This window comes from Bacillus sp. EB106-08-02-XG196 (assembly GCF_013396335.1).
GTDB lineage: Bacteria > Bacillota > Bacilli > Bacillales > Cytobacillaceae > Neobacillus.
Genome location: NZ_JABWSY010000019.1, coordinates 112,602 through 128,399, shown reverse-complemented (window position 1 = coordinate 128,399; position 15,798 = coordinate 112,602). Strand labels below are relative to the sequence as shown.

The window sequence follows — 15,798 nt, the reverse complement described above, 5'->3', positions numbered from 1 at the left end:
ATTATATCAAATTAACGCGGTGAATCATTAAAGTTTATGAAAAAATAAAAGGCTGTCGAGAGTTTCTCGACAGCCTGAAGCTTAGTCAAATTGACTAAGCTTTTTCAATAGAACAAATATAAGCTCTGCTTTTTTAGTTCATATGTTCATTTGATTCTTCATTTTGTTTTTTATCTAAGCTATCTTTTTCATCTTGCTTAAGCTTTTTCTTTGGTTCTTCTGGAGCATTTTTAGGATTAGGGTCAATCATATCTCCAGGGATTTCAGGCATAAGTCTGCCTGCCACGTCGGCAAGTTCTTCCATTATACCTTGTATGGGTCTTCCTTTTTCGATATCTTCTGCAATTTCTTTCAGACGCTGATTTGTATCTGCATCAGCCACTACGATTGCACGGGCACCATAAGGGTCTTCCTTCAGGCTTTCCGCGACTGAATATTTGATTGAGCCCACTTGAGATCGTTCAATCTTTGAATTTACATCAATACCAACAATGGCATATCTGCCAATGACAATTGCAGTTGCATCATGAACATTTGGAATACTAGTTGCAAGTTCAACTAATCGTTTGGAAACCTCCTGCCCAGTTTTCCGGTCCACATCTTCTATATAACTGTTCTTAACGTTAACCAATGATTGCTTTTCATTATTTTGAGCATTGTTACTGTTGTTACAAGCTGCAAGGACCAATACTAAAGTGGTAAATATGAAAAGCTTCTTCATTATAAAATCCACCTCCAGATAGAGTTGTATAAACGATTCACTTGTGTTCTCAGGAATTTCGTTATACTCAACTTACATTTATTGTGCGGAAATCCTTCTATCTTTATTCGAACAAACATATATTTTACCAAAGTCCTATCTAGCAATAGGTTTGTAATGAACGGATTAACAAACCAATCAACTAGAAAAAGTGGAGGCGTCGCTTTGAGTAAAATATACGTGTTAGATACAAACGTCTTATTACAAGACCCGTATTCCATATTCTCATTCGAAGATAATGAAGTAGTCATTCCTGCAGTTGTCCTTGAAGAAGTGGACTCAAAGAAAAGGTACATGGATGAAATTGGGAGAAATGCCCGTCATGTATCAAGATTAATTGATGAATTGCGAGCAGCGGGTAAGCTTCATGAAAAAATCCCTCTTGAAAATGGTGGAACGATTAGAATTGAACTTAATCATCGTGCTTTTCATGAATTACAGGAAATTTTTGTAGAAAAAACAAATGACAATCGAATTCTTGCAGTTGCAAAAAATTTATCAACGGAAGAACAGCAAAAGGAAAATGGAAAGCCAGTAATCCTTGTAAGTAAAGATACACTAGTCAGGGTAAAGGCAGACGCGATTGGATTAACTGCTGAAGACTTTTTAAGTGACAGGGTGGTCGAAATTGACCATATTTACACAGGTTTTTTGGAAGTTTTTTTATCAGTAGAATTGCTGGGTTCCTTTTATGAAAAAGGTGAATTGCTTTTATCGGAAATTGGAAAATATTCATTTTATCCAAATCAATACTTAATCATGAAAGACGCACTAGGAGGGTCTGCGTCAGCGTTAGGAATGGTCGATAAAACAAGAAAAAAGGTAAAGAAACTTGCCATAAATCAAGAACATGTATGGGGGATTCACCCGAGAAATGTGCAGCAAACGATGGCAATAGAGCTGCTGCTTCGTAAAGATATCCCGCTTATTACCTTAATAGGAAAAGCAGGGACAGGTAAAACCTTACTGGCGCTGGCATCTGGGCTAATGCAGACAGAGGACTTTAGAGAATTTAAAAAGCTATTAGTAGCAAGGCCGATTGTACCGGTAGGTAAGGATCTAGGGTATTTGCCCGGTGAAAAACAAGAAAAACTAAGACCTTGGATGCAGCCGATATTTGATAATCTTGAATACCTATTTAATACTAAAAAGCCTGGGGAATTGGATGCTATCCTTGCAGGAATGGGTTCAATCGAGGTAGAAGCTTTAACCTATATCAGAGGAAGAAGTCTGCCGAAGCAATTTATTATTATTGATGAAGCCCAAAATTTAACAAAGCATGAAGTGAAAACAATCCTTACACGTGTGGGTGAGGGCAGCAAAATTGTTTTAATGGGAGACCCTGAACAAATAGACCATCCATATCTTGACGCCTACAATAATGGTCTTACCTATGTCGTGGAACGTTTTAAAGACCAAGTAATTTCCGGACATGTTAAGCTGTTAAAAGGGGAACGATCAGGATTAGCCAGGCTGGCAGCCGATTTGCTGTAACTATGAGACAAATGAAGGTGTTAATCGCTAAAAACGGGTACCAAATTGGCACCCGTTGTTTATTATTTTATAATAAATTCTCTAACATTTTTTATCGGGTGTAATAGGTTAGAAGCATCACCGAAATAAACATGGACAGGTCCATCTTCTAAAAGTGGTTTACCACCATTTGAAAAACCTAATAGTAGATTCTTGGCCATTTCAAGAGATATCTCATGTTCTGATGTTAAAGTTTTTATGGTTAAAGAAACAGCATCGTCCTTAAGCTCTGCATTTTTTAAAAAAGGCAGGATAGGAATACCGAAACTACCTGTTAATACCTTTTCTTTCTCATATTTCTTCTCCGTTTTTAATGTTGGCGGATAGACAGCACCCTCCATGATTTCTCGGTCCCAATGTTTAGATACCGATTTAGTGTACTCCTCAAGTTCACTTTTGTGTTCAAAAGATGTAGAGAAGTATGTAGTCAAATCCACCTTTCGATCATCAAAAATCCAAACTGTGGGATCGAGAGTAATTGAATATTTTACCTTTCCAGATAGTACTATTATATTTTCCATCATTCATTCCTCCAGTTCATATCTATTAAAGTATAACGTGAAATAGAATGAATGTCATATAAGGAATATCAAGGAACTATATGCCCCTCGAGGTTATTGTTCTTGCATTTTTCTGTAGTAAAAGGTAAAATTTATAGATAAGTTGGGTTATCGCTCTGAATTGGGGGGATCAATGTTGGCGTCTGAAATGATAGTGAATCATCAGGAAAAAGCCTATGCCTTGTTACAGGCAGACGCTGAAAAAATTTTAAAGCTTATTAAGGTGCAAATGGAAAATCTCACGATGCCTCAATGCCCTCTTTATGAAGAGGTATTGGATACGCAAATGTTTGGGTTATCAAGAGAGATAGAATTTGCGGTTAGATTAGGCTTAATTGAAGTCAAGGATGGCAAAGCGATTCTAGATAAATTAGAAAGAGAATTATCTGCGCTTCATGAAGCATCCCTTAGAAAATAGCTGAAAAACTCAAACAATGATGATGTGTTGTTTGAGTTTTTTATTAACCTTTTCCATTTTCAGAATATTCCCATTCAAAAGATTGTAGTAATGTAACTTTTCCTCAACTAAATCGTTCCATTTTCTATTATAATAGCAATAACGACAATTTTAAAAACGAGGAAGTTATAACATGTTAAAAAAAATATTAAAATCCTATGATTATTCACTAATTATTGCAATCATCCTTTTGTCTTTATTTGGATTAGTTATGGTTTATAGTGCCAGTATGGCTTCAAGCGTCCAAAGATATGGAGTTGAAAGTGATTATTTTTATCAAAAACAGAAGGTCTACCTATTTGCTTCGGGTTTTATTTTTATTATCATCGCCCTGTTCCCTTACAAAATAATGAAAAGCACAAAATTTTTACTGCCAATGGTTGGATTGTCTATCGTAGGTCTTTTAGGGCTTTTTGTATTTGGACAAGTTAGAGGAAATGCACAAAGTTGGTATGACTTTGGTTTTATTAGTATTCAGCCTGCGGAGTTTGTAAAAATATCACTTATTATTTATTTGTCAGCTGTTTATGCGAAGAAACAGGCATACATTAACAAATTCAATCATGGTGTACTTCCGCCATTAGCCTACTTAGTAATCGTACTTGGATTGATTGCCTTCCAGCCAGACTTTGGTACAGCACTTATTATTGGTCTGATTGCGGGTACAATTATAATCTCTTCAGGAATGAATATTAAAACAATTACCAAATTAGTGTTGCTAGGAATGATTCTGCTATCACCTGTTATTTTAGTGCTGCAGGATGAAATTTTTTCTGAAAAACGTTTGGAACGATTTGAAGTTTTAAGTAATCCCTTCCAAGATGAACTAGATTCTGGGTTTCATCTAGCAAACTCGTATATTGCGATTGGTTCTGGCGGGGTAAATGGCTTGGGATTAGGAAAGAGTGTTCAAAAGCTAGGATATTTACCTGAATCCCACACAGATTTTATTATGGCAGTTATCGCGGAAGAGTTAGGTGTATGGGGTGTTAGTTTTGTAATCATTACGCTGGCTTATATTGTATTAAGAGGCATTTATCTTGGTCTTCGTTGTAAGGACCCCTTTGGCAGCTTATTGGCTATTGGGATATCTAGTATGATAGGAATTCAGTCTTTTATCAACCTTGCGGGTGTTTCAGGGGTCATGCCACTAACAGGTGTCCCTTTACCATTTGTAAGTTATGGAGGATCTTCACTTTTACAACTATCTATTGCAGCAGGTATTCTAGTGAACGTCTCAATGTTTGTTAGATACGAAAATAAATATAAACAACAGCACCAAGAAAAGAATAGTAGTCATCAAGATGGAAATGTATATCAATTTAGAACGTAGCGCGGGGAACAAAGTATTCCCTGCGCTTTTATCAAAATGAGATATGGGGTGCCAAAATTGACAGGACAAATTAATAAAGTGTTAGTTGCGAACAGAGGAGAAATTGCTATTAGGGTTTTTAGGGCTTGTACTGAATTAAATATCAAAACCGTTGCTATCTATTCTAGGGAAGATACTGGAGCCTATCATCGCTATAAAGCAGACGAGGCCTACTTAGTCGGTGAAGGCAAGAAACCTATCGATGCCTACCTAGATATTGATGGAATCATTGAAATTGCTAAGTTTAGCGGAGCAAACGCCATTCATCCAGGATATGGTTTTTTATCAGAAAATATTCATTTTGCAAGACGTTGTGAAGAAGAAGGTATTATTTTTATTGGACCAACATCAAGGCATCTTGATATGTTCGGTGATAAAGTCAAGGCTAGGAAGCAAGCTGAACTGGCAGGTATACCTGTAATTCCAGGCAGCAATGGACCTGTCGATAACATCGAAGAAGTTCAAGAGTTTACCTTCCATCATGGTTATCCGATTATTATTAAAGCGGCCCTTGGCGGTGGTGGACGCGGAATGCGGATTGTAAGGAGCCAAGAGGAAATGCAAGAAGCATATGACCGTGCCAAATCAGAAGCCAAGGCAGCTTTTGGAAGTGACGAAGTTTATCTGGAAAAATTAATTGAGAAACCAAAACATATAGAGGTACAAATATTTGGAGATAAAAAGGGTAACATTGTCCATTTGTATGACCGGGATTGTTCTGTACAGCGCCGTCATCAGAAAGTAGTGGAAGTAGCCCCTAGTGTGTCAATAACTGATTCATTACGGGAGAAAATTTGTGCAGCCGCAGTTAAGCTAATGACGAATGTAGATTACTTAAATGCAGGGACAGTTGAATTTCTTGTTTCTGGTCAAGACTTTTATTTCATAGAGGTAAATCCAAGGATTCAGGTTGAACATACTGTAACTGAAATGGTAACAGGAATTGATATTGTACATACGCAAATCTTAGTGGCTGAAGGTCAGGATTTACATAGTCCAATTGTCGGAATTCCTCCGCAAGAAGAGATTCGGATTAACGGTTTTGCGATCCAGTCGCGTGTTACAACAGAAGACCCGCTTAATAATTTTATGCCTGATACCGGAAAAATTATGGCTTATCGCTCTGGAGGGGGCTTTGGTGTTCGCCTTGATGCAGGAAATGGTTTTCAAGGTGCTGTCATCACACCTTATTATGATTCTTTGCTTGTGAAGTTATCTACATGGGCATTAACCTTCGAACAAGCAGCATCTAAAATGGTTCGGAATCTAAGGGAGTTTAGAATTCGGGGAATAAAAACCAATATTCCTTTTCTTGAGAATGTTGTAAGACATGAGAATTTTAGAAGAGGGGAGTATGATACTTCATTTATCGATTCAACTCCGGAGTTATTCGTATTTCCTGTTAGTAAGGACCGTGGAACCAAAATGCTATCCTATATTGGAAACGTTACGGTCAATGGCTTCCCAGGTGTTGAAAAAAAGAAAAGACCGGTGTTTTCGAAACCGCGAGTGCCTAAATTAAAATATGATGTTCCTTACCAGGACGGAACAAAACAAATTCTGGACCAAAATGGTGCAGAAGGACTCGTTCAATGGGTAAAGAATCAAAATAAAGTATTATTAACGGATACTACTTTCAGAGATGCACATCAGTCGTTATTGGCAACAAGGGTAAGAACAACCGACATTTTGCATATAGCTGAGCCGACAGCAAAGCTTATGCCGAACCTATTTTCTCTTGAAATGTGGGGAGGAGCAACTTTTGATGTAGCCTATCGCTTTTTAAAAGAAGATCCATGGGAAAGATTGCGGGTGCTTCGTGAAAAAATTCCAAATGTTTTGTTTCAAATGTTAATCCGCGGTTCCAACGCAGTGGGATATAAAAATTATCCTGACAATCTTATCAGAGAATTTGTTAGAAAGTCTGCGGAAGAAGGGGTTGACGTATTCAGAGTTTTTGACAGCTTAAACTGGGTGCCAGGAATGGAAATCGCTATTGAAGCAGTCAGGGACAGTGGAAAAATCGCCGAAGCAGCAATTTGTTATACCGGTGATATTCTTGATCCAACGAGAGTAAAATATGACTTAAACTATTATAAAGTACTAGCAAAAGAACTAGAGAATCAAGGGGCACATATATTGGGGATAAAGGATATGGCAGGATTGCTAAAACCTGAAGCAGCCTATCGACTAATATCTGAACTAAAAGCAACAATAGATATTCCAATTCACCTTCATACGCATGATACAAGTGGAAATGGGATCTTCACCTATGCTCGTGCCATTGATGGTGGAGTAGACATTGTGGATACAGCCCTAAGTACGATGGCGGGGCTTACTTCACAGCCAAGCGCAAATTCTCTGTATTACGCATTAGAAGGTAAGGATAGGAAGCCTAATGTAAATATTAATGCTCTTGAACAGCTTTCTTATTATTGGGAGGATGTAAGGAAATATTATCACGATTTTGAAAGTGGAATGGTTGCACCACATTCAGAGGTGTACCAGCATGAGATGCCAGGTGGACAATACAGTAATTTACAGCAGCAAGCGAAAGGTGTGGGACTTGGCGATCAGTGGGATGAAGTCAAGGAAATGTACACCAGGGTCAATCATATGTTTGGGGATATCGTAAAAGTTACGCCATCTTCAAAAGTTGTCGGGGATATGGCACTCTTTATGGTACAAAATAATTTATCAGAAGCAGATGTCCATAATAATGGAGACTCAATTGACTTCCCAGATTCTGTAGTTGAATTGTTCCAGGGGTATCTCGGTCAGCCGCATCAAGGATTCCCAGAAAAACTGCAGAACGTAATTTTAAAAGGGAAAAGACCATTGGAGGTTCGTCCTGGCGAGTTACTACCTGATGTGAATTTTTCAGAATTAAAGGAAGAGTTAGCTAAGGAGTTGGGACGAAACATTTCAGATATTGATTTGATTTCCTATGCGCTTTATCCAAAAGTTTATAAAGAGTATTTGAATACGGTTGACCTATATGGAAATATATCGTTTTTAGATACACCTACTTTCCTTTATGGGCTTAGGCTTGGGGAAGAAATTGAAGTAGAGATTGAAACTGGAAAAACACTTATTGTTAAACTTGTCTCAATTGGTCAGCCGCAGGCGGATGGTACACGTGTCGTTTATTTTGAACTAAATGGTCAGCCCCGTGAGATAAATATTAAGGATGAAAGTATCAAAGCAGCGGTAATATCTAGATTAAAAGCAGATCCTAAAAATGAGACACATATTTCGGCCACTATGCCTGGTACAGTTGTCAAAGTATTAGTGGATAAAGGTGAACGAGTGGAACGAGGAGACCATCTCCTAATCACCGAGGCTATGAAGATGGAAACAACCGTTCAAGCTCCTTTTTCAGGAGTAATAAAAGAAATTTACGTAAAAAGTGAGGAAGCAATTCAAACTGGAGATTTACTGCTTGAATTGGATAAATAGTCATAAAAAAAGTTGCCAAGTATAATACCCGGCAACTTTTTTTATTGTTTTTTTTGTGATCTTGATAATAAAAAGAGAAAATAACTTAGTACACCAAATAAACACGTAATAAATAATGCATGCATCAAAGCAATAAAAAGATTTAACTGAGTAAAAATAACAAGAGCTCCGGATAAAACCTGGAGAGATACTAAAGTAAACGCACTAATCCAGCCCCAATAGATAACTTTTTGCTGACGATACCTTTTTACTGCTAAATAAGTAACATATCCAATCCAAATAAAGATGAGACCAGCTGCCGCACGATGTCCCATCTGCACCCATTCAAATAGGTTAGTTGGAAGTGCGGGGCTGTCATTGATACATAACGGCCAATCACGGCAGACCAAACTTGATTTGGTATGGCGGACTAGGGCACCTGTGTAAATGACAAAATAGCTATAAATAGAAATAGAAATAATGTGAAACCCCATTCTTTTATCGATAGTAAGTTTATCTGCATCAAACTTTTTATCAATTTCAAAAATCAATAAAGTAAGCAAAAATACAGCGGCGAAAGAAATGAGTGATATACCAAAGTGTAATGCGAGGATAAAGTCAGACTGTTCCCATATAACAGCTGCAGCTCCAATTAATCCTTGTAATAGTAAAAAGAAAAAAGAAAGAAAGGAAAGGAATTTTGTTTCCCTAATATGCCCGATTACTTTCCAAGTCCAAATAGATAATATGAGTACCATAAAACCGACCGCACCAGATACTAGTCTGTGAGCAAGTTCAATAATTAATTCAGGAGTTATCTCCGTTGGCACGAACTCACCATTACATAATGGCCAAGATCTTCCGCACCCCATACCGGATTCTGTTTTTGTAACAAGTGCGCCCCCAAGTAAAACTAGTATCATTCCAATAGTAGTTGCCACAGCTAACCACTTTAAAGAACGTCGCAAACAATCACCTTCTTAAATAAAAGTCTAATAAATTTTTTTGTTAAATATTTTGTAAGTATAATGATTTGGAATATCTAGCGATAAAAGTACTACCTTATCATAACGAAAACACAGGAAAAAGAACAGAATTAAAACTGAAATTTTTGTATTACTTTTATTAAAATTTAGATTGCGGATAACTTTAGGTTAACACTATTATTATAGTGAAAACTACTACTAAATTGATAGGTGTCTGTTATAAATATAAAGATTGGTTAATTAAACTTATATATAACAACTTTAATATTTGCTTTTGTTGTCTATAACACAAAGGAAATGTTTAGATTTTGCTTAAATTAGAGTGTATATTATTATCTAAAGATTCTAATATGTAGTATAATGGGTATTAAATACTCGCGGACACAATTTAGACAAAAATTATTCAAAAAAAATTCACAAAAATACACCAAAGTGTGATTTAATATACAGAGAAAGTGTTCCTTAAATAACAATATTATAAAATAATAATAGCTTTTAAATAACTATTATAATTTGGTAAAGTTATCTATCGGGATTATAATAATAATTACAACATATTTAGGAGGGGGAAAGATGCCAAATTCAAAGGCATACGGTGAAGCAACGATTGAAAATGGCTCAACGGGTCTTAATTCACATATGGCAAAATCCACTATGTGGAAAGATTTTATGGCACTTATAAAGATTGGGATTGTAAATTCAAATCTTATAACAACTTTTACTGGCATTTGGCTGGCCCTGCATTTTAGTGGTCAAAGTTTTCTAAGCAACATAGATATAGTTTTATTTACCGTTATTGGTTCCTCCCTAATTATTGCGGGTTCATGCGCTATAAATAATTTTATTGATCGTGACATTGACCCTTTAATGGAAAGAACAAAATCAAGACCTACGGTTACGGGGAAAATAGTTCCTTCGAAGGTACTTGGATTGGGTGTTTTCTTAATTGTTCTAGGAACAATTTTTCTATTGTTTACTACCGTAACTGCAACAGTGATTGGACTGCTTGGGGTTTTTAGTTATGTTGTGCTCTACTCACTATGGTCTAAGCGGCAATTGGTATCAAACACAATTATTGGCAGTATTTCTGGTGCTGTACCACCTTTAATCGGCTGGGCTGCAGTTGATGGAAATCTTGATATGATGGCATGGGCTCTGTTCATTATTATGTTTATTTGGCAGCCACCCCATTTTTATGCACTAGCGATGAGGCGGGTAGAAGAATATAGAGCTGCGGGAATCCCGATGCTTCCTGTAGTAAAGGGATTTAAAACAACCAAGATACACATCTTAATATGGGTAGCTGCATTATTGCCGACACCTTTATTACTTACTTCATTAGGAATCCCATTTCTAATTTTGGCAACCGTGTTAAATATCGGTTGGCTTGTATTAGGGATTTATGGATATAAGATCAAAGATGATATTAAGTGGGCAAAACTAATGTTTGTGTATTCATTGCAATACTTAACGATTATTTTTGTCGCAATGGTCATTGTCACATTGGTTTAGCTAGAATGTTCTTTCTTAAATAAGGGAAATATATATATTTAAGAAAGAATACTACTACATACATTTTTGATCACAGAAAGTATCAAAGAATTCATTTAGCGAAAGAGGGGTATGATTTAGCTATGAAAAGGCTTGCAAAATGGCGTTTAATTTCGATGTTTGCGATTCTTTCGCTTATCCTTTCAGGATGCGGCGAACCGTTCCTATCGACGTTAAGGCCAGCTGGTGAAGTTGCGCAAATTCAATATGATTTGATGGCACTAAGTACATGGATTATGGTAGGGGTTATTATAGTTGTAATGGTAATCTTCTTTATCGTCTTGTTTAAATTTAGACGTAAGGATGAAAAGATTCCAAAGCAGGTAGAAGGAAGTCACAAACTTGAAATTATTTGGACTGTTGTACCAATTTTATTATTATTACTTTTAGCAGTTCCAACAGTATCTGCAACATTTAAATTAGCAGATGTTTCACCAATGGATGATAAAGATTCAGACGCGCTTGTCATCAATGTCCGCTCTAATTTATATTGGTGGGAATTTGAATATCCAGGCCAAGGTATTGTGACTGGACAGGATTTAGTGGTTCCAACAGATGAGAAGGTATATTTTAATTTAATATCTTCTGATGTTAAACACTCATTCTGGGTTCCTGCCGTAGGTGGTAAGCTTGACACAAATACTGAAAATATTAATAAATTCTGGTTAGAGTTTGATAGCAAAAAGGCTGAAGAAGCTGGGGATTTATTTTACGGTAAATGTGCGGAGCTTTGTGGACCATCACATGCATTAATGGATTTTAAAGTTAAAACCATGAGCCGTGATGACTTCGAAAACTGGGTTGCAGATATGAAAGATGTTGAAGAACCAAAATTAGCAGAAACAGAAAGTGCTCAACGTGGTCAAGAAATCTTCAATAATAGTTGTATAGGCTGCCATGCTGTTACACCTGCAAATAGTACACCGCCAGAAGCAAGACGTGCTCCGAATTTAACAAACTTTGGAGAACGTTCTCGTATAGCAGGTGTATTGGATCACAGTGAAGAAGACTTGAAAAAATGGCTTACAGATCCTGAAAAATACAAGCCAGGCAACTTAATGACAGGTAGTTATTCTTTAACAGAAGAACAGATTAATGATGTAACAGAATATTTAATGGGATTAAAAGTCCAGGAATAATAGGGGATTCGGTAGAAAGGGAGGTAAAAAGCGTGAGTACCTACGCACAAAAAAAAGGATTCGGCGCGACTTTATGGGATTATTTAACGACTGTTGACCATAAAAAAATCGCCATCCTATATCTGATTGCAGGTGGATTTTTCTTTGTAGTTGGCGGACTAGAGGCTGTGTTTATCCGCATCCAGCTTGCAGTACCAAATAATGATTTTGTTAGTGCAGGATTATTCAATGAAATTATTACCATGCATGGAACAACAATGATATTCCTTGCAGCCATGCCGCTAGTTTTTGCTTTTATGAATGCCGTAATGCCATTGCAAATTGGAGCGCGTGACGTCGCATTTCCGTTTGTCAATGCATTAGGATTTTGGTTATTCTTCTTCGGAGGAGTGTTTCTAAACCTTTCATGGTTTTTTGATGGTGCACCTGATGCTGGTTGGACTTCTTATGCGTCCCTTGCAATGGCCTCCAAAGGTCATGGCGTTGATTTCTACGTATTGGGTTTACAGATATCAGGTCTAGGGACACTGATTGGTGGTATTAACTTCTTAGTAACAATCATTAATATGCGTGCTCCAGGAATGACATATATGAGGATGCCATTGTTTACATGGACTACTTTTGTCACTTCTGCACTAATTCTATTTGCATTTCCACCACTAACAGTCGGTCTAGTATTAATGATGTTTGACCGTATGTTTGGATCGAACTTCTTTGTAACAACTATGGGTGGTAACACTGTAATCTGGGAGCATTTATTCTGGATTTTCGGACATCCAGAAGTATATATTCTAGTACTTCCTGCTTTTGGTATTTTCTCGGAAATCTTTTCAATGTTCTCAAGAAAACGTTTGTTCGGATACTCTTCGATGGTATTCGCAACTGTATTAATCGGTTTCTTAGGCTTCATGGTTTGGGCTCACCACATGTTCACTACTGGACTTGGGCCAGTAGCAAATGCGATTTTTGCTGTTGCGACTATGGCAATTGGTGTACCAACCGGTATTAAAATATTTAACTGGTTATTAACAATGTGGGGCGGAAGCGTTAAATTCACCACTCCAATGCATTATGCTGTAGCCTTTATTCCATCATTCGTTGCCGGCGGGGTAACAGGGGTAATGCTTGCATCAGCAGCAGCTGACTATCAATACCATGATACGTATTTCGTAGTCGCTCACTTCCATTACGTTATCGTTGGCGGTGTAGTATTTGCGATTCTCGCAGGAACTCACCTTTACTGGCCGAAAATGTTTGGAACAATGTTAAATGAAACATTAGGAAAAATCACATTCTGGTTATTCTTTATTGGTTTCCATATGACGTTCTTTATTCAGCACTTCTTAGGTTTATGGGGAATGCCGCGTCGTGTATTCACATACCTTCCGGGCCAAGGATTTGAACTTTCAAACTTAATTAGTTCACTGGGTGCAGTATTCATGTCATTAGGTGTGCTCGTCCTTTTATACAATGTCATCATGACATCAGTGAAAAATGTGCGCGTTGGAAATGATCCATGGGGAGATGGAAGAACACTTGAATGGGCAATACCTTCACCGCCGCCATTCTATAACTTTAAACAGCTTCCATTGGTTCGTGGTTTAGATGCTTACTGGTTAGAAAAGATGGAAGGCAAAAAAGGAATGACTCCTGCAGAACCGTTAGGCGATATTCACATGCCTAATTCATCATTCCTGCCATTTGTAATTGCTTTCGGTTTATTCGTTGCAGCATTTGGTGCATTGTTTAACATGGATGATAAAGCATGGTCAGTACCAGTTCTTATTATTGGTTTATTGATCACCTTTGGAGCTATGTTCTTACGTTCTGTTAAGGATGACCATGGGTTCCATATTCATAAAGAAGAATTGATTGATGACGAGGATAAGGGGGTTAAGGCATAATGCAAGCAGAAGATAAATTAACGTATGAAACATGGCCTGCAGAGCCTGAAAAATCAACCCTTGAAGCAAAAAATAAATTTTTAGGCTTTTGGTTCTTCCTAGGTGGAGAGACGGTGCTTTTTGCTTCTCTCTTTGCTACCTACTTAGCACTTAAGGACAAAGTACCTGATACAACACATACATTAGCGAAAGATTTGTATGACTTGCCTTTGACATTTGTAGCTACAATGCTTTTATTAACAAGTTCTTTAACAAGTGTTTATGCTATGTATCACATGAAGAACTTTAATGCTAAAAAAATGAATCTTTGGTTAATACTTACCTTACTTTTAGGTTTGGGCTTCCTTGGATTAGAGATTTATGAATTCACCCACTATGTGCATGAATATCATCATACGTTTACAAGCAGTGCATTTGGATCTGCTTTCTACACATTAGTTGGTTTCCACGGTGGTCACGTTGCATTTGGTCTATTATGGATTACAACATTAATTGTTCGCAATTATAAACGCGGTTTGGACCTTTACAATGCTCCTAAATTTTACGTTGCAAGTTTGTATTGGCACTTTATTGACGTAGTTTGGGTATTTATCTTTACAGTAGTTTATTTAATGGGAATGGTGGGATAAACTGATGGCAAATTCACAATTAAATTCAGGGAATCCAAGAGTTGACATTGAATATCGTCGAAAAAAAAGCGCTGAAGAAATGAGACATCAAGTTGTATCTTTTGCTTTGATGATTTTCTTAACGTTAATTGCTTTTGCTGTAGTAGCTGTTAAAGGATTTTCGGCTTGGTTTATCGTGCCGTTTATTCTTTTACTAGCGATTGTTCAAGTTATTTTCCAGCTTTACTATTTCATGCATATGAGTCATAAAGGACATGAGGCACCATCTTTGTTTCTTTATTCAGGCTTGCTTGTTGGCTTAGTGACAGTGTTAACATTTACAACAATTATTTGGTGGTAAACAGTAAAGAAAATCGGCGTATGCCGATTTTCTTTTTATAGGAAACTTGTTTTATTTCTTTGTCAGACGTCGAATAACGTATATAATATAATTTTGATTTAACTACTATTTAGAGGTGATATGCGGTGCTTACATTAGGTATTTTTGGCTTTAAAGCACTTTGGAGCCCGTACTTTCTATTATGTCTGCTTGCAATAACTGCAGTATACTTTTTAATTACAATTAAATTCCGCCGCAAGTTTGTTGATAGTGAACCACTAACAACGAAGCAAGCGGGGTTATTTTTGCTATCGATTTCACTAATCTATGCTATAAAAGGGTCTCCATTAGATTTAATGGCTCATTTAATGTTTTACGTCCATATGATTCAAATGGCAGTCCTAGTGCTTGTCATACCGCCAATATTTATCTTTGGTATTCCGGTTTGGATTTGGAGAAAGCTTTTCAAAGTAAGGCTAATTAATGCTTTGTTTAAGTTTTTCACAAAACCACTTATAGCATTAATTGTTTTTAATGGATTGTTTTCTTTTTATCATATACCAATGATTTTTGACCGCGTTATGCAAAACTTCTGGTTCCATGCTGGCTACTCGTCTCTTCTTTTTATTGTTGCGATTTTGATGTGGTGGCCGTTAATAAACCCCGTTCCAGAACATCAAAGATTAAGTGGATTAAAAAAGGTTGGTTATATTTTTGCGGATGGTATCTTAATTACTCCAGCATGTGCCTTAATCATATTTGCACCCGGCTCCATCTATGCAACCTATTCTGATCCCGAAGTATGGGCACAGGTGATGAGTCTTTGTGTGGGACCAGCAACATTTGCAGGTTTGAGCATTAGTGGTCCAGAGTTATTTAGTTCGATGTCATTATTACATGATCAGCAGCTCGGTGGAGTTTTAATGAAGATTATTCAAGAAATTGTTTATGGTGTAATCTTAGGACATGTATTCTTTGAATGGTACCGAAAGGATAAGGCTGACTCTGATAATGAGCTGAACCAGTCGACTCTGAAGCCTTCGCTTATCGAATAAATCTCCCAATTGACTGGGAGATTTTCTTTTTATTGAAAAAAAGGGATAACTAAACTAAAATTATTGTAGAAAATATAAAAAAGTGAGGCTAATTC

13 protein-coding genes are annotated in these 15,798 nt (G+C 37.0%); 10 read left to right on the top strand and 3 right to left on the bottom strand.

The features are described from left to right. Positions 1–133: 133 nt before the first annotated feature. The gene (locus MLOOGBEN_RS24870; RefSeq protein ID WP_179160970.1) at positions 134–721 is read right to left on the bottom strand and encodes a YhcN/YlaJ family sporulation lipoprotein; all 588 of its coding nucleotides are present in this window, start codon (positions 719–721) and stop codon (positions 134–136) included. A 204-nt stretch (positions 722–925) separates the two neighbouring features. Here MLOOGBEN_RS24870 and MLOOGBEN_RS24865 point away from each other — a divergent pair, with 204 nt between their 5' ends. Beyond that, positions 926–2,254: a PhoH family protein gene (locus MLOOGBEN_RS24865; RefSeq protein ID WP_095247787.1), complete on the top strand. Its 1,329-nt coding sequence runs from the start codon at positions 926–928 to the stop codon at positions 2,252–2,254. Between the two features lie 62 nt (positions 2,255–2,316). Here MLOOGBEN_RS24865 and MLOOGBEN_RS24860 read toward each other — a convergent pair whose 3' ends face one another. Continuing rightward, the gene (locus MLOOGBEN_RS24860) at positions 2,317–2,814 is read right to left on the bottom strand and encodes a peptidyl-prolyl cis-trans isomerase (RefSeq protein WP_179160969.1); all 498 of its coding nucleotides are present in this window, start codon (positions 2,812–2,814) and stop codon (positions 2,317–2,319) included. Positions 2,815–2,989: 175 nt separating this feature from the next. Between MLOOGBEN_RS24860 and MLOOGBEN_RS24855 the strand changes: the two genes are divergently transcribed. From MLOOGBEN_RS24855 to pyc, 3 genes are all read left to right on the top strand, one after another. Beyond that, positions 2,990–3,271 (top strand): Fpa/YlaN family protein, encoded by a 282-nt coding sequence (locus tag MLOOGBEN_RS24855; RefSeq protein ID WP_095247795.1) that lies wholly within the window; start codon positions 2,990–2,992, stop codon positions 3,269–3,271. Between the two features lie 172 nt (positions 3,272–3,443). Next, positions 3,444–4,643, top strand: coding sequence for an FtsW/RodA/SpoVE family cell cycle protein (locus MLOOGBEN_RS24850; protein WP_179160968.1), 1,200 nt, complete (start codon positions 3,444–3,446; stop codon positions 4,641–4,643). A gap of 36 nt (positions 4,644–4,679) precedes the next feature. After that, on the top strand, positions 4,680–8,141 hold the full coding sequence (gene pyc, locus MLOOGBEN_RS24845) for a pyruvate carboxylase (protein WP_179160967.1): 3,462 nt from the start codon (positions 4,680–4,682) through the stop codon (positions 8,139–8,141). A 41-nt stretch (positions 8,142–8,182) separates the two neighbouring features. Here pyc and MLOOGBEN_RS24840 read toward each other — a convergent pair whose 3' ends face one another. Beyond that, positions 8,183–9,088: a COX15/CtaA family protein gene (locus MLOOGBEN_RS24840; RefSeq protein ID WP_179160966.1), complete on the bottom strand. Its 906-nt coding sequence runs from the start codon at positions 9,086–9,088 to the stop codon at positions 8,183–8,185. A gap of 591 nt (positions 9,089–9,679) precedes the next feature. Here MLOOGBEN_RS24840 and cyoE point away from each other — a divergent pair. From cyoE to ctaG, 6 genes are all read left to right on the top strand, one after another. Beyond that, a complete protein-coding gene (gene cyoE, locus MLOOGBEN_RS24835; protein WP_179160965.1) occupies positions 9,680–10,618 on the top strand; it encodes a heme o synthase in 939 nt (312 codons plus the stop codon). A 122-nt stretch (positions 10,619–10,740) separates the two neighbouring features. Continuing rightward, positions 10,741–11,796 carry a cytochrome c oxidase subunit II gene (gene coxB, locus MLOOGBEN_RS24830; RefSeq protein ID WP_179160964.1) on the top strand — a complete coding sequence of 352 codons (1,056 nt, stop codon included), beginning with the start codon at positions 10,741–10,743 and terminating at the stop codon, positions 11,794–11,796. Positions 11,797–11,828: 32 nt separating this feature from the next. Further along, positions 11,829–13,700, top strand: a complete 1,872-nt coding sequence (ctaD, locus tag MLOOGBEN_RS24825) for a cytochrome c oxidase subunit I (RefSeq protein ID WP_179160963.1) — start codon at positions 11,829–11,831, stop codon at positions 13,698–13,700. Next, on the top strand, positions 13,700–14,329 hold the full coding sequence (locus tag MLOOGBEN_RS24820) for a cytochrome c oxidase subunit 3 (RefSeq protein ID WP_179160962.1): 630 nt from the start codon (positions 13,700–13,702) through the stop codon (positions 14,327–14,329). The genes ctaD and MLOOGBEN_RS24820 overlap by 1 nt, the downstream gene beginning before the upstream one ends. A 4-nt stretch (positions 14,330–14,333) precedes the next feature. Further along, on the top strand, positions 14,334–14,669 hold the full coding sequence (gene ctaF, locus MLOOGBEN_RS24815; protein ID WP_179160961.1) for a cytochrome c oxidase subunit IVB: 336 nt from the start codon (positions 14,334–14,336) through the stop codon (positions 14,667–14,669). Positions 14,670–14,794: 125 nt separating this feature from the next. Beyond that, on the top strand, positions 14,795–15,703 hold the full coding sequence (gene ctaG / locus MLOOGBEN_RS24810) for a cytochrome c oxidase assembly factor CtaG (protein ID WP_179160960.1): 909 nt from the start codon (positions 14,795–14,797) through the stop codon (positions 15,701–15,703). Positions 15,704–15,798: the final 95 nt, after the last annotated feature.

What these genes read in the sequence shown, in the direction of transcription:
- cyoE (WP_179160965.1), top strand. Translation starts at nt 9,680, where the DNA reads ATGCCAAATTCAAAGGCATACGGTGAAGCAACGATTGAAAATGGCTCA.
- MLOOGBEN_RS24870 (WP_179160970.1), bottom strand. Translation starts at nt 721, where the DNA reads ATGAAGAAGCTTTTCATATTTACCACTTTAGTATTGGTCCTTGCAGCT.
- MLOOGBEN_RS24820 (WP_179160962.1), top strand. Translation starts at nt 13,700, where the DNA reads ATGCAAGCAGAAGATAAATTAACGTATGAAACATGGCCTGCAGAGCCT.
- MLOOGBEN_RS24850 (WP_179160968.1), top strand. Translation starts at nt 3,444, where the DNA reads ATGTTAAAAAAAATATTAAAATCCTATGATTATTCACTAATTATTGCA.
- ctaF (WP_179160961.1), top strand. Translation starts at nt 14,334, where the DNA reads ATGGCAAATTCACAATTAAATTCAGGGAATCCAAGAGTTGACATTGAA.
- pyc (WP_179160967.1), top strand. Translation starts at nt 4,680, where the DNA reads ATGAGATATGGGGTGCCAAAATTGACAGGACAAATTAATAAAGTGTTA.
- MLOOGBEN_RS24860 (WP_179160969.1), bottom strand. Translation starts at nt 2,814, where the DNA reads ATGGAAAATATAATAGTACTATCTGGAAAGGTAAAATATTCAATTACT.
- coxB (WP_179160964.1), top strand. Translation starts at nt 10,741, where the DNA reads ATGAAAAGGCTTGCAAAATGGCGTTTAATTTCGATGTTTGCGATTCTT.